Annotated in this window: 23 protein-coding genes and 2 tRNA genes; 12 read left to right on the plus strand and 13 right to left on the minus strand. The window is 36.3% G+C overall.

The genetic code is table 11. The features are described 5' to 3' along the window. Positions 1–20: 20 nt before the first annotated feature. From GN157_RS03385 to GN157_RS03400, 4 genes are all read right to left on the minus strand, one after another. Positions 21–614, minus strand: a complete 594-nt coding sequence (locus GN157_RS03385; protein ID WP_157481715.1) for a DUF502 domain-containing protein — start codon at positions 612–614, stop codon at positions 21–23. A gap of 169 nt (positions 615–783) precedes the next feature. Beyond that, on the minus strand, positions 784–1,659 hold the full coding sequence (locus GN157_RS03390; RefSeq protein WP_157481716.1) for an alpha/beta hydrolase: 876 nt from the start codon (positions 1,657–1,659) through the stop codon (positions 784–786). A gap of 93 nt (positions 1,660–1,752) precedes the next feature. Beyond that, positions 1,753–1,834 (minus strand) — tRNA-Leu (locus GN157_RS03395). A 221-nt stretch (positions 1,835–2,055) separates the two neighbouring features. After that, a tRNA-Leu gene (locus GN157_RS03400) sits at positions 2,056–2,137 on the minus strand. A gap of 144 nt (positions 2,138–2,281) precedes the next feature. On the opposite strand from GN157_RS03400, the gene GN157_RS03405 reads away from it, so the two are divergent. From GN157_RS03405 to GN157_RS03445, 9 genes are all read left to right on the plus strand, one after another. Further along, positions 2,282–3,670, plus strand: a complete 1,389-nt coding sequence (locus GN157_RS03405) for a dipeptidase (RefSeq protein ID WP_157481717.1) — start codon at positions 2,282–2,284, stop codon at positions 3,668–3,670. A gap of 310 nt (positions 3,671–3,980) precedes the next feature. Continuing rightward, positions 3,981–4,511 carry an RNA polymerase sigma factor gene (locus GN157_RS03410; protein ID WP_157481718.1) on the plus strand — a complete coding sequence of 177 codons (531 nt, stop codon included), beginning with the start codon at positions 3,981–3,983 and terminating at the stop codon, positions 4,509–4,511. A gap of 3 nt (positions 4,512–4,514) precedes the next feature. Next, entirely contained in the window at positions 4,515–5,399 is an 885-nt protein-coding gene (locus tag GN157_RS03415; RefSeq protein ID WP_157481719.1) for an energy transducer TonB, read from the plus strand. A 266-nt stretch (positions 5,400–5,665) separates the two neighbouring features. Beyond that, complete coding sequence (locus GN157_RS03420; protein ID WP_157481720.1) at positions 5,666–6,034, plus strand: BlaI/MecI/CopY family transcriptional regulator; 369 nt, start codon at positions 5,666–5,668, stop codon at positions 6,032–6,034. A gap of 21 nt (positions 6,035–6,055) precedes the next feature. Continuing rightward, positions 6,056–6,532: an energy transducer TonB gene (locus GN157_RS03425; RefSeq protein ID WP_157481721.1), complete on the plus strand. Its 477-nt coding sequence runs from the start codon at positions 6,056–6,058 to the stop codon at positions 6,530–6,532. Between the two features lie 15 nt (positions 6,533–6,547). Then, positions 6,548–7,825 carry a M56 family metallopeptidase gene (locus GN157_RS03430; RefSeq protein WP_157481722.1) on the plus strand — a complete coding sequence of 426 codons (1,278 nt, stop codon included), beginning with the start codon at positions 6,548–6,550 and terminating at the stop codon, positions 7,823–7,825. A gap of 17 nt (positions 7,826–7,842) precedes the next feature. Then, positions 7,843–8,985 (plus strand): M56 family metallopeptidase, encoded by a 1,143-nt coding sequence (locus GN157_RS03435; protein ID WP_157481723.1) that lies wholly within the window; start codon positions 7,843–7,845, stop codon positions 8,983–8,985. A 64-nt stretch (positions 8,986–9,049) separates the two neighbouring features. Continuing rightward, entirely contained in the window at positions 9,050–10,837 is a 1,788-nt protein-coding gene (locus tag GN157_RS03440; RefSeq protein ID WP_157481724.1) for a M56 family metallopeptidase, read from the plus strand. 144 nt (positions 10,838–10,981) lie between these two features. Next, positions 10,982–12,082, plus strand: coding sequence for a DUF4407 domain-containing protein (locus tag GN157_RS03445; protein ID WP_157481725.1), 1,101 nt, complete (start codon positions 10,982–10,984; stop codon positions 12,080–12,082). Between the two features lie 139 nt (positions 12,083–12,221). Here the strand turns inward: GN157_RS03445 and GN157_RS03450 are convergent, their stop codons facing one another. The 6 genes from GN157_RS03450 to ruvC are packed head-to-tail and all read right to left on the minus strand — an operon-like array spanning position 12,222 to position 15,895. After that, on the minus strand, positions 12,222–12,641 hold the full coding sequence (locus GN157_RS03450) for a 3-hydroxyacyl-ACP dehydratase FabZ family protein (RefSeq protein WP_157481726.1): 420 nt from the start codon (positions 12,639–12,641) through the stop codon (positions 12,222–12,224). A gap of 53 nt (positions 12,642–12,694) precedes the next feature. Then, the gene (locus GN157_RS03455; RefSeq protein WP_157481727.1) at positions 12,695–13,060 is read right to left on the minus strand and encodes an MmcQ/YjbR family DNA-binding protein; all 366 of its coding nucleotides are present in this window, start codon (positions 13,058–13,060) and stop codon (positions 12,695–12,697) included. A gap of 13 nt (positions 13,061–13,073) precedes the next feature. Next, complete coding sequence (locus tag GN157_RS03460) at positions 13,074–13,427, minus strand: DUF4260 domain-containing protein (RefSeq protein WP_157481728.1); 354 nt, start codon at positions 13,425–13,427, stop codon at positions 13,074–13,076. Beyond that, the gene (locus tag GN157_RS03465; protein WP_157481729.1) at positions 13,427–14,188 is read right to left on the minus strand and encodes a cyclase family protein; all 762 of its coding nucleotides are present in this window, start codon (positions 14,186–14,188) and stop codon (positions 13,427–13,429) included. The genes GN157_RS03460 and GN157_RS03465 overlap by 1 nt, the downstream gene beginning before the upstream one ends. A gap of 16 nt (positions 14,189–14,204) precedes the next feature. Beyond that, positions 14,205–15,338 (minus strand): radical SAM family heme chaperone HemW, encoded by a 1,134-nt coding sequence (hemW, locus tag GN157_RS03470; RefSeq protein ID WP_157481730.1) that lies wholly within the window; start codon positions 15,336–15,338, stop codon positions 14,205–14,207. A 5-nt stretch (positions 15,339–15,343) separates the two neighbouring features. Further along, on the minus strand, positions 15,344–15,895 hold the full coding sequence (ruvC, locus tag GN157_RS03475) for a crossover junction endodeoxyribonuclease RuvC (protein ID WP_157481731.1): 552 nt from the start codon (positions 15,893–15,895) through the stop codon (positions 15,344–15,346). A gap of 23 nt (positions 15,896–15,918) precedes the next feature. Here ruvC and GN157_RS03480 point away from each other — a divergent pair, with 23 nt between their 5' ends. Beyond that, a complete protein-coding gene (locus tag GN157_RS03480; RefSeq protein WP_157481732.1) occupies positions 15,919–16,866 on the plus strand; it encodes a lysylphosphatidylglycerol synthase domain-containing protein in 948 nt (315 codons plus the stop codon). Here GN157_RS03480 and GN157_RS03485 read toward each other — a convergent pair. Together GN157_RS03485 and GN157_RS03490 are read right to left on the minus strand one after the other, a co-directional pair. Then, the gene (locus GN157_RS03485; RefSeq protein WP_157481733.1) at positions 16,853–17,329 is read right to left on the minus strand and encodes a hypothetical protein; all 477 of its coding nucleotides are present in this window, start codon (positions 17,327–17,329) and stop codon (positions 16,853–16,855) included. The two genes, GN157_RS03480 and GN157_RS03485, sit on opposite strands and share 14 nt — an antisense overlap. 82 nt (positions 17,330–17,411) lie before the next feature. Further along, complete coding sequence (locus GN157_RS03490) at positions 17,412–18,029, minus strand: thioredoxin fold domain-containing protein (RefSeq protein WP_157481734.1); 618 nt, start codon at positions 18,027–18,029, stop codon at positions 17,412–17,414. Between the two features lie 197 nt (positions 18,030–18,226). Here GN157_RS03490 and GN157_RS03495 point away from each other — a divergent pair, with 197 nt between their 5' ends. After that, complete coding sequence (locus tag GN157_RS03495; protein WP_157481735.1) at positions 18,227–19,531, plus strand: spondin domain-containing protein; 1,305 nt, start codon at positions 18,227–18,229, stop codon at positions 19,529–19,531. A 58-nt stretch (positions 19,532–19,589) separates the two neighbouring features. Here GN157_RS03495 and GN157_RS03500 read toward each other — a convergent pair whose 3' ends face one another. Further along, complete coding sequence (locus GN157_RS03500) at positions 19,590–19,967, minus strand: hypothetical protein (protein ID WP_157481736.1); 378 nt, start codon at positions 19,965–19,967, stop codon at positions 19,590–19,592. Between the two features lie 238 nt (positions 19,968–20,205). Here GN157_RS03500 and GN157_RS03505 point away from each other — a divergent pair, with 238 nt between their 5' ends. Further along, entirely contained in the window at positions 20,206–22,914 is a 2,709-nt protein-coding gene (locus GN157_RS03505) for a BspA family leucine-rich repeat surface protein (protein ID WP_157481737.1), read from the plus strand. The last annotated feature ends 20 nt before the right edge of the window (positions 22,915–22,934 follow it).

Genomic DNA, 22,934 nt, shown 5'->3' on the forward strand with positions numbered 1-22,934 from the left:
AAAAGCCATAAGAGATAATCTTATGGCTTTTTTATATGTTCCCACGGTCTACCCGAAGCACCAAAGCTATTTAACGTACTCATGGCCACATGCATGGAAATAGGTTCGTATTCACAAGCTGCCTTTTCTACAAAGCGTATTTCCCCTCCCCCCATATTTGGAGCATCGGGTATAAATACACTCATAAACTTATCGTCTCCCTCATCAGTAATAAAAGCGAGTAAATAAAAATCGCCATCCTTTAGCAATATGGCTTTCCAGGCTCCTTCTACCTCTGCCCGGTTTTCATCAATAAGCCTGTATTTAAGCACCTGTAAACTGGGCACCACTAAAAAAAGCTGCTGTTCCATTTTTTTACCCCATTGCCTTACAAGTCCTATTTGAATTAACATTCCCGCCACATAACACAAAAAGATAATGAGCAACATACATATAACAGTTAAAGTAGCTGCTCCAAAAAGAGAATGAATATTTAAGAGATTGGAGATTTTTTGACCTAACGGAATTAAAATCTGAATGGCATGATTAATAATTATAAGGATAAACACTAAGGGAATTACCAAAAAAAGCCCTCCTAATATTACTGCCCTGGTTGGTTTTTTAATGATTGACATAGGCAAAAAAGGTTAAGTTAGTATTTGAAAATAAGACAATTACACTAACTAATTTACGGACTTTTTTAATCTGCCAACAAATAAACCACTGAAAATAAACCTACTTACACCAACAATAATTAAATCAAAAGAAAAAACTATAAATATTACATTAACAAGAGAGATTACATTACTCAGTTGCTAATATTCGACTTATAACGTTTATAAAATTTTTTGACCAATTTTTATTACTATGCCCACCTTTAAACTCTTTTACTTCAATAAAAGAATTAAGCTTATCATACTTATTCATTAACAACATAGCATCATCTTTAAGAAAAAAAGGCTCTTCACTCCCATAATATAAATACAAATTAGGATAAATTATATTTTCATTCCATGTATACGACTGCATATTGCCCCCAAAAACAGAAAAACAGATATAAGTACCAATAAGATCCGGATTAGTATTTAACAAATCGACTCCAAATCCTGCACCGTTAGAAACCCCATAGAAATACCTGTAACTACTCTCCGGATTTTGATTATAATCTTGTTCTATTGTCGGTATTAATTCATTAATAAAATACAGCTTGTGGTTTTTAAACCTATCAAACAAAAGAGAATCTTCCTGTCTTATTGGATGCCTGTCTACATATTCAAAATTCCTATAATCCAAATATACCTTTTCTCCGGTACCAAGAGTAGTACTTGTACTATCAGCTATTTTATCGTTTGAAAAGCTCGCAACAAAAATCAAAGGTCTTATTATCCCACCATCAATCAACGAATCAAGTGTATGTTTTTTATCTGTCAAATCACTACCACCATCGGTAGCATAAATTATTGGATATTTTTTGGTTTTATCAAATCCTTTAGGAAGATAAATATCGTGTTTTCTATACTCCGATAGTTTTTTACTATAAAGTGAATCTGTAAAAAACAAAGAGTGTGTCTTCGCATTCGGCTTTTCTCCTTTACAGGAAATAAATAAGCCTGTTAACCCCAAAAATAATAACACAATGGCAGTTTGCAGAGTAAATATTTTTTTAAACGGAGAATTCATTTTAAATAAGTGATTTTATACAAATCTAAAGTAAAATAAAAATAGACTCAAAAGTAATCAATAAAAAAAGCCTCTGATTTCTCAGAGGCTTTGTGCGGGTGATAGGACTCGAACCTACACACCGTGAGGCACCAGATCCTAAGTCTGGCGTGTCTACCAATTTCACCACACCCGCAGGCAGATAATAAAACTAATAGTGTGTTTCATTATTACGGCTGCAAATATACGCATAGTTTTTAAACTTCAAAGTAATTTTTAACCTGTTATTAAAATAAATTTTCACTTTATTTCACTCTAAAATGCTACTCACACAAAATAAGCGTGAATAAAACAATTAAATAATTAAGATAAAAAGGATGTAAATAAAAAAAGCTCCTGAAAATCAAGAGCTTTTTGTGCGGGTGATAGGACTCGAACCTACACACCGTGAGGCACCAGATCCTAAGTCTGGCGTGTCTACCAATTTCACCACACCCGCAGGCCGATAATAAAACTAATAGTTTGTTTCATTAAGAGGGTGCAAATATACAACTACTTTCAAACAAACAAAGAAAAAACGAAAATTTTTTTCATTTTATTTTTTTGTATTTTTGGGCGTCAATTCTATATCATTAATTATAAGATGGATAACATAAAAAGCTATGTCGGACAGCATAAAGACCGATTTATCAACGAACTTGTTGAGCTATTAAAAATACCTTCGGTAAGTGCCGATAGCGCCTATTCTCAAGACGTGATAAACACTGCCGAGGCAGTTAAGGAAAGCTTGGAAAAAGCAGGCTGTGATAAAGTAGAGCTTTGCGAAACTCCGGGATACCCTATCGTATATGGTGAAAAATTTATAGACCCAAACCTTCCTACAGTATTAGTATACGGACATTATGATGTTCAGCCACCAGATCCTGTAGAGCTTTGGACTTCCCCTCCTTTTGAGCCGGTTATCAAAGAAACAGAACTACACCCTGAAGGTGCAATATTTGCACGTGGGGCATGTGATGATAAAGGCCAAATGTACATGCACGTAAAAGCGTTAGAGTACATGACTCAAAACGGAAACCTGCCATGCAACGTTAAGTTCATGATAGAAGGTGAAGAAGAAGTAGGATCACCTAGCCTTAGCTGGTTTGTGGAACGCAACCAGGAAAAGCTTAAAAATGATGTAATATTAATTTCGGATACCGGAATGATATCTAACACTCAGCCATCTATCACAACAGGACTAAGAGGACTTAGTTATGTAGAGGTAGAAGTTACAGGCCCTAACCGCGACCTGCATTCAGGTTTATATGGTGGTGCTGTGGCAAACCCTATAAATATACTGGCAAAAATGATTGCCCAGCTTCACGACGAAAACAACCACATTACTATCCCTGGCTTTTATGACAGAGTTGAAGAACTTTCACGTGAGGAAAGAGATGAAATGGCAAAAGCTCCTTTCTCTCTTGAAGCATACAAAAGAGCTCTTGATATTGATGATGTATATGGTGAAGCGACTTACACCACAAACGAAAGAAACTCCATTCGCCCTACTCTTGATGTAAACGGTATTTGGGGTGGCTATATAGGCGAAGGTGCTAAAACGGTTATTGCAAGCAAAGCGTATGCAAAAATCTCTATGCGTTTAGTACCGGATCAGGACTGGAAAGAAATTACAGAACTTTTCACTAAGCACTTTGAAAGCATTGCTCCAAAAGGAGTAAAAGTAAAAGTAACACCTCATCACGGTGGTCAGGCTTATGTTACACCTATAGACAGCATAGGGTATCAGGCAGCAGCGGCAGCTTATGAGGAAAGTTTTGGCGTTAAACCTATCCCGGTTCGTTCGGGCGGCAGTATTCCAATCGTTGCCCTTTTTGAAAAAGAGCTGAAAAGCAAAACTATAATGATGGGCTTTGGTCTTGACAGTGATGCTATTCACTCACCAAACGAACATTTCGGAGTATTTAATTACCTAAAAGGTATTGAAACCATTCCGTTGTTTTACAAGTATTTTACAGAGATGACCAAGTAATAAATCATCCTACAAATAAAAAAATCCGCCTAATGGTGGATTTTTTTTATCCTATTACAACCCTTTTTAGCTTACCTGCATCTTTAAAAGAAAGAATCAAGGCCACACCAAATGAAGTATACTTTTTTTGTAGCATTGAACGTTATTATATCGGAAAAAAATCACTGTACAGAAGCACCATTGTTTAGTTAACACCTAAACAACTAATTAATTTTGTAAATTTAGAGCAGGAATACACAAGCAAACAGCTTTCTAAATCCGCAAAAAGAGAATAACCATCCGAAATAACCGGCAATAGCTACAATCATAAATGACCGAACAGCAACTTATACAAGGCTGCAAAAAACAAGACAGGCTTGCCCAAAACCATGTCTATAGTACCTATGGTACTAAAGTAATGGGTATATGCAAGCGTTATATGAAAGACCACGAGCGCGCCGAAGAAATGGTAATGAACACCTTTCTAACAGTCTTTCAAAAAATTGAACAGTTTAACAACCAAGGTAGTTTTGAAGGCTGGATTTTACGTATAGCCGTTAACTGCTGCCTTATGGAATTAAGAAAAAAGACAAATTTCAAAAATGAAATAAGCACTGATGATATTGCTATTGCAGTAACAGACAATGACAGCAACCTTTTAAGTAATGATATCGAAAAAATGCTTAACAGCCTTCCGGAAGGAGCACGAATAGTATTTAACCTATATGCAATTGAAGGGTATAAACATGCTGAAATAGCCGAAAAAATGGGAATTAGCGAAGGCACCTCTAAGTCACAACTTAGTTATGCCAAAGAGAAATTAAAGAAAACCTTTTTTAGTTCACAAACCCTAAAGCAATAAACAATGAAAGACAACGAATTGTTTAAGTATTTTAAAGACAGAACTGATGTTTTTAATGAGCAGCCAGGGGATGAGTTATGGGCTAAAATTGAAAATCAGCTCAGCAATACTCCACCTGCAAAAACAGTCCTAAAAAAGGGCTTTATAATAAAGTCGTTACTTATAGTCGGAATCGTTTCGGCAGGAATAGCTTTCACTATTATCAGTCTTAATAAAACTGAGGATATAAAACCTCCCCAAACAAACACCCCTGCTCCTGTTGTACAAAAAACAGACAGCATTCAAAATATCGAAGAAGACTATATAGTACCTGAACCTGTTAATGAGCCTGAGCTTATTGAAGAACCAGAACCTAAAAAGACACCTGTCCCTAAAGCTGAAGAGAAGAAAACAGAGCCGGTTGTTGTTAAACAGAAAAAACAAACCAATGTAACACAACAGCCTAAACCCGAAAAAGCTGAAAGTAAAAAAGAAGAACCAACCAACCAACCAATAATAACAACTTCTACTCCTGTAAAAACGGAGCAGCCTCCTACAGAAGAGACAACGCCAACTCTAACACAGGAGAAACCTGTTTTTAGCGATAGTGAGCTAACTAAACGCCCAGAATTTCCGGGTGGTATACAGGCTTTTTATAACCTAATAAACCGCAAGTTTATTATTCATGAAAAAATTCCGCCGGGAAAATACAAGGTAATGATTGCTTTTGTTATTAACGAGGACGGAACATTATCTGACGTAAAAACAACTAACGACCCAGGGTATGGTATAAGCGCTGAAGTCTTAAAAATATTTAAGTCCATTGATGAAAAATGGATGCCGGCTGAGATAGACGGTAAAGCAGTAAAAACAAATTACTCTTTACCTTTTACAATCACCATACGATAACCAATAAACAACCTACACACCTTCCATTTCTTATACCTTTTTTAATTTATTTAGAAGAAAAATCCGTTACTAGTAACGGATTTTTTTTATTCCCCTCCCAACCTTTTTTATTATTTAGATCTCTATATAAATAACCATACCTTTTTATCTTAATTACTAACTAAACTCACTAATCCACCCCAAACCGGGTGGATTTTTTATTGAAAATAGTTGCACATATCATTTTTTATTCTACATTTGTAGAAACAATTCTAAAATTGTAGAACATGCAGCTTACAAAAACAGAAGAACAGGTAATGGAACTTTTATGGAAACAGGAAAAGGCTTTCATGAAAGATTTGATGGAAGAGTTCCCCGATCCAAAACCCGCCCCTACCACTCTTGCCACACTATTAAAACGCATGACCGACAAAGGTTTTGTTGGATATAAAGAGTATGGAAAGTCGAGAGAATATTTCCCTATGGTTAAAAAAAATGATTATTTCTCAAAACAGGTTAATGGTATAATCAAAAACTTCTTTAACAACTCTGCTTCCCAATTCGCCTCTTTTTTCACAAAAGAAACAAACATGAGCACAAAGGAGTTAGAGGAATTAAAAGCTATTATAGACAAGGAAATCCAAAAGAAAAAATAACAATCATCATTCATAAAATTTATGACACTTAAAAAGAATTCATTATTAAACGCATTAAACAAAAAAACAATAATAGCAATTGCATGTACAGGCATACTGTATCCCGTTAATATAACAGCCGCAAAACAGCCTTTTCCAAAATTTAAGCAAGTAAAATTATTTCAGGAGCAGGAAGAAAAAATATACTCTCTAAAAAAACTGGACAAGAAACCACAGTTTGTAGGGGGTGAGAGTAAAATTTACGAATACATATACAACAACTTATCTATACCCGAAATAAACAAAGATATAACTGTTAAAACAAAAATGTCTTTTGTTATTGAAAAGGACGGAAGCATTACCAATATTACTATTGAAAAAGGAGGAGAGTATGGTATAGGGGAAGAAGCTGTAAGAGTATTAAAAAAAATGCCTTCTGAGTGGATTCCGGGTCAAAAAAACGGCAAAGCCGTTAGGAGTCGCTTTATAATCACAGCAACGATTAAAATTAGTAATTAATCCTAAAATGTAATTATGACTGAATTTCTTATAAAATCGGGAATTAGTATGGTTGTACTCCTAGGGGTTTACAAACTGCTTTTGGAAAAAGAAAAAATGCATCGCTTTAACAGAATATATCTGTTAGCCAGCCTTATATTTTCTGTTTGCGTGCCCTTTATAAGCATTCCTTCATTTGCTAATTACAATAACAGTATTGATACTTTACCACAAATAGCATTAAACGAGATCACCATAACCAGAGGAAGTACAGGTATTAACACCCGGTTTTGGCTTATCTTAACATACATAATCATCACTTCATCACTTATTATAAGATTCTTAAAAAACATACTATCGTTTGTTTTCAAAATAAAAAACAACAAAAAAATAAAATACAAAACAGCATCATTAATATTATTACCATACAACACCTTACCACACACCTTCCTTAATTACATCTTTATAAGCGAGGATGACCATAATAAAAATGCTATTGAAAAAGATCTCTATACACACGAGTTAGCGCACGTGAATCAAATGCATACTATGGACATCCTGCTTATAGAGCTGTTTAAAACCCTGTTTTGGTTTAACCCTGTTTTATATTTCTATAAAAAAAGCATACAGCTTAATCACGAATTTTTAGCCGATGATGCTGTAATAAACAACAATAAAAACACTGCAGGTTATCAAAACCTGCTACTCAAAATGGCATCCGGAAGCCATACTGTTGCACTGGCCAGCAACATTAATTTTTCTATAACTAAAAAACGATTTGTTATGATGACTAAAACCACACCACGATTTTTAGCAATAAGCAAACAACTGCTTGTTGTTCCGGTAATGGCAGGACTGTTTTTAATATCCTGCGCAGAAAATGAAGTAAAACCAGAACCCGAAACAAATTCTGTACAGGAAATTCCGAATGTAATCGAAGAAGACAGTGTAAAACCTGAAGTTCGTATACCCGGACCTCCATCAGAATCTGATGAAATACTTAGTACAGCCGGACTTACCTTACAACCTGAATATCCGGGAGGCATGCCTCAGTTCTATAATTACATCAATGAGAACTTTACAATCCCAGATGTAAAAGAAAATAAAACATTAAAAATTTACATTTCATTTGTTGTGGAAAAAGACGGATCAATGAGTAATATTAAAGTATTACGTGATCCTGGGTATGGTGCCGGAGAAGAAGCGATAAGAGTACTTAAGTCGGTACCTGAAAAATGGATGCCTGGAGAAATGGATGGTAAATCGGTAAGAAGCAGTTTTACCCTGCCTATTACAATAAATATACACGACTAAAATAAAAAGGCTAAACCATGAGTGAATTTCTTATAAAATCGGCGATAAGTATGGCAGCACTTTTCCTGTTGTACAAACTTTTCCTTGAGAAAGAAAAAATACACCGTTTCAATAGGTCTTACTTATTGTTTAGCCTTATATTTTCCTTATGTCTGCCATTTATAACCATACCCATATATGTTAGTATACCTACTATCTCTATTGAGAATCCTGTAACAGTATCCAATATTGTTATGAGTCCGCAAATGGAGTATGGTACAGTAACTAATGTAGTATTACAACCTAATATTGTTTGGGCACTATACAGCATAGTAACATTACTACTGGTTATAAGGTTTACTATAAACATTACCAGGTTATACAGGCTTAAAAAAAGGAACCAAAATATTCCTTACAAAGGCGCAACACTTGTACTTATTGACAACAACATACTTCCTCATACTTTTTTAAACACTGTTTACATCAGTAAAGAGGAATATGAAAACCAGGCAATAGAGCCAGAAGTTTACAGTCACGAACTCACTCATGTAAAGCAGCGACATACACTTGACATACTGTTTATCGAATTGCTAAAAACAATACTATGGTTCAACCCGCTGCTTTACTTTTATAAAAAAGCCATACAGCTTAACCACGAGTTTCTGGCCGATGAGACTGTAATTTACAAAAAAAACATTATTTCTTACCAGCAGTTATTGCTTAACAGGAGTCAACAAAAGGCTCCAACAGCAATGCTGGCAAGTAACTTTAACTTCCCCATAACTAAAAAACGATTTGTTATGATGACTAAAACCACACCTAAATTGAGAGCCGCTTTTTTACAAATAGGCACTCTACCCCTAATTACGGCATTAATATTATTACTATGTACACAGGCTAATGCTCAAGAGCCTCAATTATCTGATGAAGCAGTAGCCAAACTTGAAAAATTCAGGGCAACAGATACTGAAATTAAACAGTTTAAAGAAAATAATCCTGAGGCATTTAGTGACAATCCTGAAGTAGCTTTTAAGAATACTGAATTTACTTTTACAGATAAAAAAGGAAATTCAGTTAATAAAAAAGGGTATGCCAACCTAAATAAAGCGGAAAAAGAAATGGTTAAATTATCTCCTGTAAGAGGAGCAGGCAAACTGGGGTTTGTTGAAGAACAGGAATAATATAACAACCAACAGTAAGCCTTAAAAAAAGAGTTGTAATCCTTAATAGTAAAACAAAAACATAATGGAAACCTTTCTTATAAAATCGGCAATAAGTATGGCAGCACTTTTCCTGCTATACAAACTTTTCCTTGAAAAAGAAAAAATGCACCGTTTCAATAGGTTTTACTTATTGTTTAGCCTTATCTTTTCGTTGTGTATTCCATTTATAACCGTACCAATATATGTTAGTACACCAGTTACTCCTATTCAGGATTCGGTACTGATGATCCATTCTGTTACCGAACAACAACCTGTAATAAATAGCGTAGCACCCACTGTTTTAGTACAACCGGAGGTAAACTACACACCATATATTATTTTGGGGTTATACTGCCTTATAACAGCATTACTGGTTATACGGTTTGCTATAAACATTACCAGGTTTTACAAACTTAAAAAAAGGAATCAAAATATTCCTTACAAAGGCGCAACACTTGTACTTATTGACAACAACATACCTCCCCATACTTTTTTAAACACTGTTTACATAAACAAAAAGGAGTATGAAAACCAGTCGATAGAGCCCGAACTTTACAGTCACGAACTCACTCATGTAAAGCAGCTACACACACTTGACATACTGTTTATCGAATTGCTAAAAACAATATTATGGTTCAATCCGCTGCTTTACTCTTATAAAAAAGCCATACAGCTTAACCACGAGTTCCTGGCCGATGAGAATGTAATTTACAAAAACGACATAATATCTTACCAAAGGCTATTGCTAAACAGGAGTCAACAAAGGGCTCCAATAGCAATGCTGGCAAGTAACCTTAACTTTCCCATAACTAAAAAACGATTTGTTATGATGACTAAAACCACACCTAAAATTAAAACACTAGCTCTTAAACTGGCCTGTGTATTAACCGTTACCGCAATAGTATATTTTTTAAGCACCGAAAATGTAGCTTATGCCGGTACACAACAAAACGAAACGCTTACAGCAACCGATTCTGTTAATCCCGACAGCAGAAGAGATGAATATTTTAAAGGAGTAAATATAATTATTCAGGACAGCCTTAGAGATGTATTTATAAACACCCCTTATGAGAAACTGACTTTGGAGCAAAAACGATACTATCTGGCTAATGTTCCTAAAAAAAATGGAGATTCTGACGGTGTTAGTGAAGAGGATTACAAATTCTCACTTGAACAGAAAGACAGCCATTTTTACATTGATAACAAAAAGATAAGTCGTGAAGAGTTTCTGAAACATAAACGCAAAGAATTTGCTTCAACCACATTTGAAATGTTTGGGGAAACAAAAGCAGGTGAAGAAATATCAATGACATTTATGATGTTTTTTTACACTTATCCATATTACAATAAACACATTAAACATAAATATGATCATTACCCGAATACAACATGCCAAATAACTATAAGTAAAACACCTTTAGAGTATGGCTATTTTAACACTCAAAAAGCAGGTAGTAGAACTGATAAAATTACGGATATGAGGCAAGAAATAGAAATAAGTGCAACCTCAAATAACTTTGAGGAAAAAAATAAAAAAGCAACTCCTAACAGATCGGCATCTTTCCCTGGAGGAAGAGAACTATTTGACAGTTACATTACAAATAACCTTGATCTGGATGACCTTGTAAAAGATGAAAAGACATATATTACTTTCAAAATTAATACCGACGGTTCTGTATCTGATCCGGAAATTATAGGTAATAAAGACCCTGACATTACTAACCGATTAAAAAAAGTATTTGAAGCATCTCCTAAGTGGATTCCTAAACAAGAAGACGGAAAACCGGTAAAAATTGGCACTAGCTATTTATATCATAAAAAAACCAAATAACCACACCATCTTACTATATTACCTAAATCCGTCTCACTTGAGGCGGATTTTTTATTTATAACCTAAAACATATCAACACATTATAACATTTACAGTAAAAAACGCGTTACCTTTGTTACATCATCAATCAAAAATCAAATCATCATGTTAAAACGTTTTTTCATTATCTGCTCGGGGGCAGATAAAAAACTAATCTATTCCTGCTCTGACGGCGAACAGAACAAATATGCAGGTATAGGAGCCACCGTTTTCTTTACTGCTGTTATGGCATTTATTGCCGCCAGTTATGCCCTGTATAAGGTTTTCGATAACATTTACACCTCTGTATTCTTTGGTTTGATATGGGGACTGCTTATTTTTAACCTGGACAGGTTTATCGTTTCCACAATCAGGAAAAGAGAGCGCTTTGGTCAGGAATTACTACAGGCAACACCCCGTATTATTTTGGCACTTATCATCGCTGTGGTTATTTCAAAACCGCTTGAAATAAAAATATTCCAAAAGGAAATAGATACCGTACTGCTTAAAGAGAAGAACGAACTGGCAATGGCCAATAAAAAACAGGTTGCCGATTATTACCAGTCTGACCTCGACAGGAACAAAGCATCTATTGACAGCCTTAAGTCGGAAATTGCACAAAAGGAGAAGGAAGTAAACGATTTATATTCCACCTACATTACCGAGGCCGAAGGTACCAGTGGCACCATGAAACTGGGCAAAGGACCTGTTTACAAAGAAAAAAGAGATAAGCACGACAATGCCCTGGCACAACTGGATACTCTACGAAAAAGGAATGAGGCAAAAATAGCCGTAAAAGAAGCTGAGGCTGTTACCCTTAGAAGTGATTTAGACAAAAAAATTACCGAAACCCAACCCATAATAGATAAGTTTGACGGACTCATGGCACGCATCAATGCGCTTAATAAACTGCCATTGCTCCCTTCATTGTTTATAATGTTGCTGTTTTTAGCCATAGAAACAGCCCCTATAATCGCGAAATTACTCTCACCTAAGGGTGAATACGATTTTAAACTGGAAGACAGCGAAATGGCCTTAAAAACAAATTTGGCACAAAACAAACATCAGCGCGAACTGATGCGCACTACCGATGCCGGTATTTATGATGATGTATATGCCGAGATAAGGCAGGATAAGGAACTGTATGATTACAAAAAGAAAAAAGCTATAGAACTGCTGCAAATGCAGGCCGACAGTTTTAGTGAAAAACAAAAAAACGTTATGTAACAAAAAAGGGCTAAAAGTGTCATTCTGAACGTAACGCAGTGAAGCGAAGAATCTCAATCAATTTGATTTTAGATTTTTCCTGTCGTCAAAATGACATACGTAACAGATACTACTTTTAGCCTTTTATATTTTATCCTGATTAATCAATCCTTATAGACATCCAGGTAGCTTCCATAACCAGGGTATCTCCTACATAGGCCTTGCCTGTTTGTTTGATTATTTTTTCGCTCATCCGTATGTTGGTGATTTCATGCCTAACCTCATCGTTGTATTTTACAACATCAAAAAAAGCCGACTGCTCTATGTGCGCCAGGGCAAAAATCCCTTTGCTAACGCCCAGTAGCCTTACACCTGCTCCTCCGCATTGTGCCATAGATTCTAAAAGTATAGTATTTGGTACTACACCTTTTCCGGGAAAAGTCCATTTTAAAAGTAAATTTTCTGAATCAAAAACTACCGTACCCACAATTTGATTGTCTTTTGCCGAAACAATTTCATCAACAAATAAAAAAGGGTATCGGTGAGGTATAAGCTGTTCAATATTAGTAGTGGTTTCCATAATCTAAGTAAGGTCAAACAAAGAATAACATCTTATCCTGCTTACTTATTGCCTTAACTACCACTTATTTCTGCCTGTAGTTTTTTGGTAAGGCTTTTAAACACCAGTTCATACGAATGATCTATAAGCTCCAGTAAAAGCTTTTGCGGAACATCGCTGTTTACCGTAACCGTATTCCAGTGCACCTTGCTCATGTGGTAACCGGGTTTTATACCCTCATACTCGGCACGAAACTCCTCTGCCCTGTCGGGATCACATTTTAAGTTTATTGAAGGTGTATTGGCCTCCCATCCTTTTAGTGAAGAAAGGGCAAACATTTTTCCACCCACTTTAAACACCAGTGTATCTTCATCAAACGGAAAATGCTCGGTAACGCCTTTCTTGGCAAGGCAGTAATCGTAGTAAGACTGGATATTCATGGTTTATAGTTGCTTAGTTTTTACCTATCTCTCCCAAATGGGTGAATTTAAATCCGTTTTCATATTTGAGTCCGTATCCAAACATCCTGTCCATACTGGAGTGTGCAAACCATATCACACCAATTAGCTGTAATAACTGACTGGAGTAATACATTCCGGCTAAATACAGCAGTATTGCTACTCCCCTGTGATGAAAAAAATTATAAGCCCACGCTCCGGCCTTATTGCCAAACGCATAGCCTATCATCGAAAAATCAGGCGCCAGGAGTAACACCAAAAACCACCACCATGCATAATCCAGTTGGCTAAAAAAATAGATCCCCAACAAAAACAAGGCGGCTTCTTCCAGTTTTATAAGTCCTTTCATTACAGTTTGTACAATATGGGTTTACTTGGGCTGGCATCGTTTTCAAAAGATGCTATCTGTAAATTTAGTAAATAACTCCCATCCTTAACCTCATCGTTTACATAAATCATTTCGGTAATGGTAGCATCATGTCTGGCATCGGTATTAAGGTTATTTACATCCTTAACGTTCCAAAAAGCTTTGTGTGCAACCAGCTTCCCTTCGTCCTTCTCTTTATCCACACTAGGTAAATCGATTAAAAGATGCTTTATACCACACTCACGTATATAAGTCGCAGCTGCCTCTTCCAGATAAGGCGGATTGGTATTGCTGTAGTTTTTAGATTTTTTAATCGCTTCATTCGGCAGGGTACGGATAACAATTGCTTCCGGCGATTTGCCTGTCAGTGCATCTGCAATCTGACCGCGGGTAATAACAAGATCCTCATCATATACCTCAGGAGTAATCGAAACTACTTCGGCTAAAAAGAAGAATTGCTTTAGCGCCTGATTTATACTGTAAAAATCTTTCGTTATATGTCCCAGGCACTCGGTATGTGTACCGTGACCGTGCGGGTTAAAAAATATATTATTAAAATTTGTAGACGAACCCTCGCTCACCTTCCCCACCCAGTCACCCATTTTTACGGGTTCGATAACCGGCTTATCTATATACCAAGCAATAGGATTAGCATCGGTATTGGTTAAAGGGATGGAAATATCTATAGGGCTTGAAAAATCAATAGTATAAGTAGTATTGTTATGCTGTATGGTAGCTTTCATATTTTGTTTGTTTATGCTATTCCAAATTTATAAAAAACAGGTCACTGGCTAAACCGTCAGCAAGAAACTTTCCTTTTGAGGTCGTTTTTAAAACATTATCCTGAAGCGAAAGCAAATCATTGCTAATAAAATTAGCAGCCTCAGTAAGCAGGTGCTTTTTGTACAGCAAACCAAATTCCTGCTCTACCCTTGTTATAGATACGCCCCAAATGGTACGCAAGCCTGTCATTACATATTCGTTATACCTGTCGGCTACGGTTAGCTTTTCTTTTTCGGCAGGTAATTGATTATTTTCAATTGCTTTTAAGTACAGAGCATTGTTTGCTATATTCCAGCTACGGGAAATTCCTTCATAGCTATGGGCAGAAGGCCCTATACCCAAATATTTTTTCCCAAGCCAGTAAGCTGTATTGTTACGGGAAAAGTAACCTTCTTTCCCAAAATTGGAAAGCTCATAATGTACAAACCCGTTTTCCTGAAGTTTTTCGGTAAGTAACATAAAATGCTCATGAGCAACCTCGTCACTCGGTTGGGCAATGATACCCTTTTGTACAAAATTGTGCAGTGCTGTTTTGGGTTCTACCGTAAGAGCATAACTCGAAATATGAGGTACCCCGAAAGACAACGCCTTATCTACATTTTGCAGCCAACGCTCGTTTGTCATTCCCGGAACACCATAAATAAGGTCTACAGAAATATTGTCAAAATATTTAACCGCTTCGGTAAGGCATTCACTAGCCTGCTGAGCATTATGTGCACGGTTCATCATTTTAAGATCATCCTCAAAAAACGACTGTATCCCAATGCTTAATCTGTTTATTCGGGAATTTGCTAATTCGGTTATGCGGTTAATTGAGAGGTCGTCCGGATTGGCCTCAAGGGTAATTTCAGGATTACCGGTCACGGTATAGTTTTCCAGAACCGTATTGATAAGAAACTCTATTTCCTGATTGGTTAATACCGATGGTGTTCCTCCGCCAAAATAAATGGTTTCTACCGTTTGACCTGCAAATTCATTTTTCCTTATGCTAATTTCCTTAGCAAGTGCCATTATCATTTCCTGCTTTTTCTTCATGGAAGTAGAAAAGTGGAAATCACAATAGTGACATGCCTGCCTGCAAAAAGGAATATGAATATAAATACCTGCCATGGTTGTTATTTTATCCTGTTGGTATTTTGCTTAACAAAAGCATCCCATCCTGAATAGCTTTTACCAACAACAGTTTTACCCGAATTAAAGAAATGACAAACCGCAGCGGCTAGTCCGTCGGTACTGTCTAGGTTTTTAGGAATTTCCTTAAGTCCCAGTAACTGTTGCAGCATTTTTGCTACCTGCTCTTTACTGGCATTACCATTACCCGTTATCGCCATTTTAATTTTTTTTGGCTCATACTCGGTTATGGGTATCTGTCTGGAAAGTCCGGCAGCCATAGCTACGCCCTGTGCTCTGCCCAGTTTTAGCATAGACTGTACGTTTTTACCAAAAAAAGGTGCTTCGATGGCAATTTCATCAGGATGATGGGTATCAATTAACTCAATGGTTCTTTCAAAAATATGGCGAAGCTTTAAATAATGGTCATCATATTTACCCAACTGAAGTTCGTTTAGCTGAATAAATTCCATTTTCTTATTCACTACCTTAATAAGACCAAATCCCATTATGGTAGTACCGGGGTCAATACCTAATATGATACGCTCGTTTGCCAATTTAATTTGTTTATTTTGTAGTTATGATTACACTGTCCCGCAAAGCTAAGCATTTCCTAACTGTAGTCGTTAAACTTTTAATAGTTAGCGGCGCATTTTATTTTATATACAGCAGGCTTGCAGGAGACAACAGTCCCGACTGGATAAAACTAAAAGACCTTTTTAACGGAAGTACTTCTTTTATTCTTGCGGCTGTTATTATAACGCTAACCTTCCTAAATCGTTTTTTGGAAATTATAAAATGGCAAAACTTAGTTTCTTCTTTTAAGGAGATAAAATTAAGAGAGTCGGCTGCACAGGTACTCGCTGCGATGACTGCAGCTCTGTTTACCCCAAACGGAATAGGCGAATATGCTGCCAAGGCATTGTACTTCGAAAAAACACAGACAAAAAATATTGTTTTCCTTAACCTTGTTTGCAATGGCATCCAATTAATTATAGCTGTTTTTGCCGGACTAACAGGACTTGCCGTATTTAACACCTATTATGGTATTTTACCTTCCAGCTATTTGCTAATTTTATTAGCAATAGTTTTTGTTGTAATCGTGCTACTGTTCACTGCCCGTAACTTTACCTTAAAAGGATATTCGGTTCAAAAAATAGTTAACAAGGTAAATGCCCTGCCAAAACAAATACACCGTAAAAACATATTGCTTGCCTTCGCCAGATATTTTTGCCTTATACATCAGCATTATTTTTTATTCCTTTTGTTTGGTATACATGAACCCTACCCCGAAATGATTGCTGCTATTACAGCCGTATATTTTTTAGGATCGTCACTGCCTACATTCCAGCTTTTTGATTTTGCCGTTCGCGGTAGTGTTGCTGTATTGTTTTTCGGTAAAATGGGAATTAATGAATGGGTGGTCGTATTTGCTGCCACATTACAATGGCTGCTTAACATCGTAATACCGGTAAGTATAGGGAGCTATTTTGTGTTTAGGTTTAAAACCAATACTACTCCACGTTAATTATAACCGGTAAAATAAACTGACTCTTTACAGGAATTCCTTCTTTTGATGCCGGTTCTACAGCAGGAAAATCACTGAGCCTGCTACGCAAAAGGCTGTCTATTTTAGTTCGGTCATAGCCCACACTGTCTTTAGGAAACTCGGTTTCAAAAGCAAGAGTAGCATCGCGAAATATGGTTACTTTAAGCTGTATGGTATCAATTTCAGGATAAAGAAGCAAAAGGGTATCGGCATCCAGTCTTTCCTGTACCAAACGGGTCATGGAAGAGAAAAAGCATTCTTTTTTCTGCTCCTTGTCCATTACACTGTCACACTCACCAATAGACGGATAGGAACTAACCTCATCCATATTGATTTCGGCGCGGCGTTTTTGCAGCAATTCTTCCTCACTGGGCACCTTTTTATCAAAATACTGGCAAGAACCCAATAGTAAAAGTGATAATGCAACAACTGCTTTCTTCATTGTAGGGATAAACGTTTTGGCGTATCAGCCAAAAATAAGGAAATTTTCAGGAAAGAAACAGCACTACGCAGTAATATAACAATCAATGACGTTTATATTTTTTTGCAATAGCTATTAAATCATCCTTGCGAGGCACCAGGTTTCCGCCTACTTTTTCAACAACATTCCCCTCACTGTCAAGCACTAAACATGTAGGGTAACCACGAACATTATAACGCTTGGCAAGCTCAACGCCATCTCCTTTCTCTGCATCATATTTTAGATTAACAAAGGTTTCATTCATGGCATCCCCCACCTGGTCATCTGTAAAAATATGCTGAACCATATGCAGGCACGGTGTACACCATCCCGTATAAAAATCAACAAATATGTATTTATTTTCCTGTTTAGATTTGGCAAGGGCATCTTCAAAACCATTTTTTTCAAAGTGTACAGCCGTTTCAATATTAAACTTTTGCCTTTTAAAATTAGTATCAAGCATAAAATAACAGCCTTCTGTAACAGAATATAAACCTGCTGAAGAAAAAATCACAACTAAGCTAACTCTTAACCATTTTATTTTAAGCAAAGCCATTGAAAGTAAACCTCCTACAACAAATCCTAATGCAATAATACCATAGGGTTGCTTAACCGAGATATACAGATAAACAGAAAGTGCCAGAAGAATTACAAGAAAGCCGTAAACAATTTTTTTAAACATGGTAAGGTGTTTTGCAGTAAATTTTGATTTTGCTAATATAACAAAATACAGCTAAAGACTCTGGTTAACCGATACAACTTATTGCAGAAAAACTATACTTCGGGAAATATCATCAATACATCGGGAAGTATTGCTATTCTCTGCGACATAGGTTACAAATAGATTTGCTAACATATTAATCTAAACCAAAACGAGTTATGAAATTAAAGAAAATTGCAACTGCGGGAATTCCGGTTTTACTAACCGCCCTTTTTACGGTTTCGTGCCAAAATGATGATGATACACAAAGCGTAATGCCACAATCGGCTATGTTAACGGTAGAAAATGTTTTACAGTCACAACCACTGGTACAGTCGGGCACTTTTCAGGGAGAAGGTACTCCGCCTGTTGTTTTCCCCGGCGAATCTGTAAGCATTAGTTTTTATGCTGCAAAAGGTCAGGCTTTGAGTTTTGCCACCATGTACGGATGGTCTAACGATTTGTTTTTTGCTCCCGAAAATCCCGGAATCACTTTATATACCGAAGACGGAACCCCTATTGAGGGCGATGTATCACAACAAATAAAACTATGGGATAACGGTACAAGGGTAAATCAGGCACCGGGACCTGATGTAGAACATCCGGGAGAGGCAACAAGTGCCAACATAACCGAAATAAGCGGTATGGATGCCGAGGGTAACTCCTACCTGCCAGCTTCACAACTTGTAAACGCCAGCCTTACCTACAATGGTAATTCCAACTTCACATTAACTCTTATGAATACCTCCGGCGGAACACAAAACGAAACCCCTATAAGTCCGGGAGTATGGGCTATTTCATACATTGCAGGAGGCAACCTGCTTAACCCTGCCCCTTTATATCAGGAAGGACAGCCTACAGCAAACGGACTTACCGATATTGCCGAAACAGGAAACAATGCTCCGCTTTACGAATACATACAGGGAATCACAGGTATTTTCACTCCGCTTTCACCAATATTAGTTGTGGTATATAGCGGTGATGAGAATCCGTTTTACAAAACCGGTGAAAACGATCGTGGCGAAGGCTTAAAGGAAATTGCCCAAAAAGGAGATGCATCTGTACTGGCATCTGCACTTGAAAACAAAGCCGGAGTAAAAAGTGTTTACATATTAGCCCAGTCGCAAACTACAGTATTACTACCATCAATTAACGGACAACCGGGTGGTAGTGTTTCTCAGGAAATAATGTATGAATCCGGAGACCGTATCGCCATAGCTACTATGTATGGCTTTAGCAACGACTGGTTTTTTGCTACCGAGGGTAATGGTGTAGCCGCATCCTACAAAGGCGACATATCCGACTCTATAAAGCTTTATGACGACGGTACTGCACTAGACCAGTATCCGGGTGCCGGGATCACCCAGTTTAACCTTGCAGGCACTCCGCTTAATGAAAGTAAACCTATTGAGGAAGTTCCAAACCCAAACACCTATACTACACTTCCGGTAGTAAGCAATATTATAAAAGCAACTCTTAATTAAAAACAAAAAAAAAGCCTTTCAGTTTCTGAAAGGCTTTTTAATTAAAGGATAACATGAACTAAGGCCAGCTACAATCATATCCTTTTTTTCTTGCATATTTTAAAGCATCGGTATCATACGATTCGTAATCAACACCAAGGTTGTATACCTTAAACTTACCACAGGTATCTTTATACTTCATTTTTTTTGCTTTCTTAGCCTTTGAGCCAACTACATACTCAAGAGCTTTCTCTTCGGTTTTCTCACCCGCCCACAGCGCCTGTACAGGGCCTACTGCAAACCAGTAGCCTGAACTGTTTTGCCATGTTACAGCATAAGCTGTTCCAGATGGCCCTTCGTCAACCATGTTGACTTTTTCATTTGTTGTAAATGCAAAGCATAAAAAAGCTGCTGCCATTAATGTTGCAGCGGCAAAAAACGGTCTTTTTGTTTTCATAATGTATAGATTTAGTTATTAATAAAATGTGTTTCTATGTCAATACGATTTATTAAAAAACTAAAAAGCTATGTAATAAGCTTTTACATCATAAAATTAACAATTAGGTTTTAACAAAACAATACCTATAAATGGGTATTTTTCAAAAAGACTGTCTCCTTCAATAAATTTCCTTTAACACTAACAATCAGTTGATTATATTTTTATTTATATTGCATGTGATAAAACCACACTAATCATGAAAAAACTTTACTTTTTACTTTCATTTGCCATGTTTTCTCTTTTGGCAAATGCACAGGAACCTTTTATTACTACATGGGAAGTACAAGGCACATCTGATAATGACTTAACAATATTGGTTCCTGTAGCCTTTAATGAAGATAATAATTTCACCATAGACTATGGCGATGGAACGGTTTTTACAAACATTGAAAGCACTTATTATTACACTTACAGTAGTCCTGGGATATACACCATTACTATGTCAGGAAATTTTCATGGACTTGATTTTTCAATGATATCAAACGACTTACTTAGCGGAAAGATAAAATCTATAGAACAATGGGGCGATATAGAATGGCTTGATATGGAAGAAGCATTCACATATTGCAGCAATTTAACCATAAATGCTACAGACACTCCTAATCTAAGTCAAGTAACAAATATGGCACGAATGTTTAGAGGGTGCTATTCATTAAACCAATCTATTAACAATTGGGACGTTTCTAATATAACAAATATGGAAGGTATGTTCGCAAATGCAACTTCTTTTGATCAACCATTGGATAATTGGGATGTATCTAATGTTATTAGTATGCAAGGTATGTTTTGGTCTGCCAGTTCATTTAACCAACCATTAGACAATTGGAACGTATCTAATGTTAATAATATGAGCCATATGTTCCGACTTACATCATTTAATCAACCTTTAAGCGGTTGGGATGTATCTAATGTTACTGACATGAGCTACATGTTCATAGATAACACTTCTTTCAATCAACCTTTGAGCAATTGGGATGTGTCTAATGTTATAGACATGAGTTATATGTTTTATGGAGCATTAGCTTTTAACGAATCTTTAAACGATTGGGTTCCCTCATCTGTAACAAACATGAATAACATGTTTACTGAAGCTACAGCATTTAATCAACCTATAAATAACTGGGACGTATCAAACGTTACGAATATGAGTAAAATGTTTTTTAAAGCATCAGCTTTTAATCAGCCTGTTAACGACTGGAATGTATCAAGTACTACTAATATGAATGGCATGTTTTGGTCTGCATCATCATTTAATCAACCACTAGACACTTGGAATGTATTAAATGTTTTAGACATGTATAGTATGTTTTTTCAAGCTGATTCATTTAATCAAGATGTTTCAAACTGGTACTTTAATTCTAATATAAATTTATTCGGTTTCCTTTCAGACAGTAATCTTGATTCACAAAACTACGACGCTTTACTATTAAGATTTGCACAATTAGGCCTTGAAAATAAATCTTTAGGCGCCACAGGTTTAAAATATTGTGATTCTACAGTAAGAGATTATTTAATTAATCAGTTAAACTGGAATATATCAGGAGACAGTTTTAATTATTATTGTCAAAACAATAGTCTTTCGGGAAATATAATTTTTGACGAGAACAATAATGGTTGTGATACAGATGACCCTAAAGCGAATAACTTTCTAGTAACTGCAAATGATGGCAATTTTACCTACTCAACGATCAGTTCAAGCGGAGAATATGATTTAAGTGTCATGGAAGGCAGTTATACCCTACAACTGCTTAATGTACCCGATTACTTTATAGTTACACCACAAACTTCTACAATAGATTTTACAGGTTTTGACAACGAGCAGGAATTGAATTTTTGCCTTACTGCCAATGAGCAAGTTGCCGACCTAAACATTACCGTATTACCCTTAAATGAGGCGCGCCCGGGCTTTACTTCACAATATCGTCTTCTGGTTCATAATATAGGAACACAAACCATGAACGATGTTTATGTCTCTTTTAGCTATAATGAGGAGATACAGCAATTTTCAGAAGCCAGTCATGAAACTTCCTCTGCGACTGACAACGAACTTACCTTTAGTCTTGGCAGTATATCTCCATTTGAAAGCAAATTTGTAGATATTACCATGGAAACATTTGCCCCTCCTACAGTAGAAGGTGGTGAGATAATCAGCTTTAATGCCACAGTTACACCTAACACAAACGATAATACACCTAACGACAACAACTTTAGCTTCAATCAGCCGGTTGTAAACTCATTTGACCCTAATGACAAAAGAGTGGTACAGGGTGAAGAAATTTATATTGAAGAGGCAGGAGAGTACCTTGATTATATAATACGATTCCAAAATACAGGCTCGGCGAGTGCTATAACGGTAAGAATAGAGGATGTACTGCACGAAAACCTCGACTGGAATACATTTACCCCAATAACTGCAAGTCATAATTACAGGGTAGAGATAACAGATGGAAATCAGGTTTCGTTTATTTTTGATGACATTTATCTACCTCACGAGGATGCCGATGAAGAAGGAAGTCATGGCTTTGTTGCCTATAAAATAAAACCTGTACAGGATATAGAGATAGGCGATATGATTACAGGAACCGCAGGGATCTATTTTGATTACAATTTACCTATAATAACAAATTCGGCAAATACTGAAGTAATAGAGCTACTAGGTTTAAATGATTTTAGCCTTAACTCAATAACCGTTTATCCTAACCCGGCAAAAAGTATACTAAACATTCAAACCGACGGAAATACTATTATTGAAAATATTAACATCTATAATATTGAGGGACGTGAAATACTTAATGTAAAAGAACAAACCGAAAGCATAAACATTCAGAATCTTAGCGAAGGGGTTTATTTCATGAATATTCAAACCAACAAAGGAATTTCAAAACATAAGCTTATTAAAAACTAATAAGTAAGTTATAACAAAAA

Source organism: Flavobacterium rakeshii (assembly GCF_009741375.1).
Taxonomy (GTDB): domain Bacteria; phylum Bacteroidota; class Bacteroidia; order Flavobacteriales; family Flavobacteriaceae; genus Flavobacterium; species Flavobacterium rakeshii.

What these genes read in the sequence shown, in the direction of transcription:
- GN157_RS03445 (WP_157481725.1), top strand. Translation starts at nt 10,982, where the DNA reads ATGTTAAAACGTTTTTTCATTATCTGCTCGGGGGCAGATAAAAAACTA.
- GN157_RS03465 (WP_157481729.1), bottom strand. Translation starts at nt 14,188, where the DNA reads ATGAAAGCTACCATACAGCATAACAATACTACTTATACTATTGATTTT.
- GN157_RS03415 (WP_157481719.1), top strand. Translation starts at nt 4,515, where the DNA reads ATGAAAGACAACGAATTGTTTAAGTATTTTAAAGACAGAACTGATGTT.
- GN157_RS03440 (WP_157481724.1), top strand. Translation starts at nt 9,050, where the DNA reads ATGGAAACCTTTCTTATAAAATCGGCAATAAGTATGGCAGCACTTTTC.
- GN157_RS03480 (WP_157481732.1), top strand. Translation starts at nt 15,919, where the DNA reads ATGATTACACTGTCCCGCAAAGCTAAGCATTTCCTAACTGTAGTCGTT.
- GN157_RS03455 (WP_157481727.1), bottom strand. Translation starts at nt 13,060, where the DNA reads ATGAATATCCAGTCTTACTACGATTACTGCCTTGCCAAGAAAGGCGTT.
- GN157_RS03430 (WP_157481722.1), top strand. Translation starts at nt 6,548, where the DNA reads ATGACTGAATTTCTTATAAAATCGGGAATTAGTATGGTTGTACTCCTA.
- GN157_RS03450 (WP_157481726.1), bottom strand. Translation starts at nt 12,641, where the DNA reads ATGGAAACCACTACTAATATTGAACAGCTTATACCTCACCGATACCCT.
- GN157_RS03490 (WP_157481734.1), bottom strand. Translation starts at nt 18,029, where the DNA reads ATGTTTAAAAAAATTGTTTACGGCTTTCTTGTAATTCTTCTGGCACTT.
- GN157_RS03420 (WP_157481720.1), top strand. Translation starts at nt 5,666, where the DNA reads ATGCAGCTTACAAAAACAGAAGAACAGGTAATGGAACTTTTATGGAAA.
- GN157_RS03410 (WP_157481718.1), top strand. Translation starts at nt 3,981, where the DNA reads ATGACCGAACAGCAACTTATACAAGGCTGCAAAAAACAAGACAGGCTT.
- GN157_RS03505 (WP_157481737.1), top strand. Translation starts at nt 20,206, where the DNA reads ATGAAAAAACTTTACTTTTTACTTTCATTTGCCATGTTTTCTCTTTTG.
- GN157_RS03435 (WP_157481723.1), top strand. Translation starts at nt 7,843, where the DNA reads ATGAGTGAATTTCTTATAAAATCGGCGATAAGTATGGCAGCACTTTTC.
- GN157_RS03390 (WP_157481716.1), bottom strand. Translation starts at nt 1,659, where the DNA reads ATGAATTCTCCGTTTAAAAAAATATTTACTCTGCAAACTGCCATTGTG.
- GN157_RS03405 (WP_157481717.1), top strand. Translation starts at nt 2,282, where the DNA reads ATGGATAACATAAAAAGCTATGTCGGACAGCATAAAGACCGATTTATC.
- GN157_RS03495 (WP_157481735.1), top strand. Translation starts at nt 18,227, where the DNA reads ATGAAATTAAAGAAAATTGCAACTGCGGGAATTCCGGTTTTACTAACC.
- GN157_RS03425 (WP_157481721.1), top strand. Translation starts at nt 6,056, where the DNA reads ATGACACTTAAAAAGAATTCATTATTAAACGCATTAAACAAAAAAACA.
- GN157_RS03485 (WP_157481733.1), bottom strand. Translation starts at nt 17,329, where the DNA reads ATGAAGAAAGCAGTTGTTGCATTATCACTTTTACTATTGGGTTCTTGC.
- hemW (WP_157481730.1), bottom strand. Translation starts at nt 15,338, where the DNA reads ATGGCAGGTATTTATATTCATATTCCTTTTTGCAGGCAGGCATGTCAC.
- GN157_RS03460 (WP_157481728.1), bottom strand. Translation starts at nt 13,427, where the DNA reads ATGAAAGGACTTATAAAACTGGAAGAAGCCGCCTTGTTTTTGTTGGGG.
- GN157_RS03385 (WP_157481715.1), bottom strand. Translation starts at nt 614, where the DNA reads ATGTCAATCATTAAAAAACCAACCAGGGCAGTAATATTAGGAGGGCTT.
- GN157_RS03500 (WP_157481736.1), bottom strand. Translation starts at nt 19,967, where the DNA reads ATGAAAACAAAAAGACCGTTTTTTGCCGCTGCAACATTAATGGCAGCA.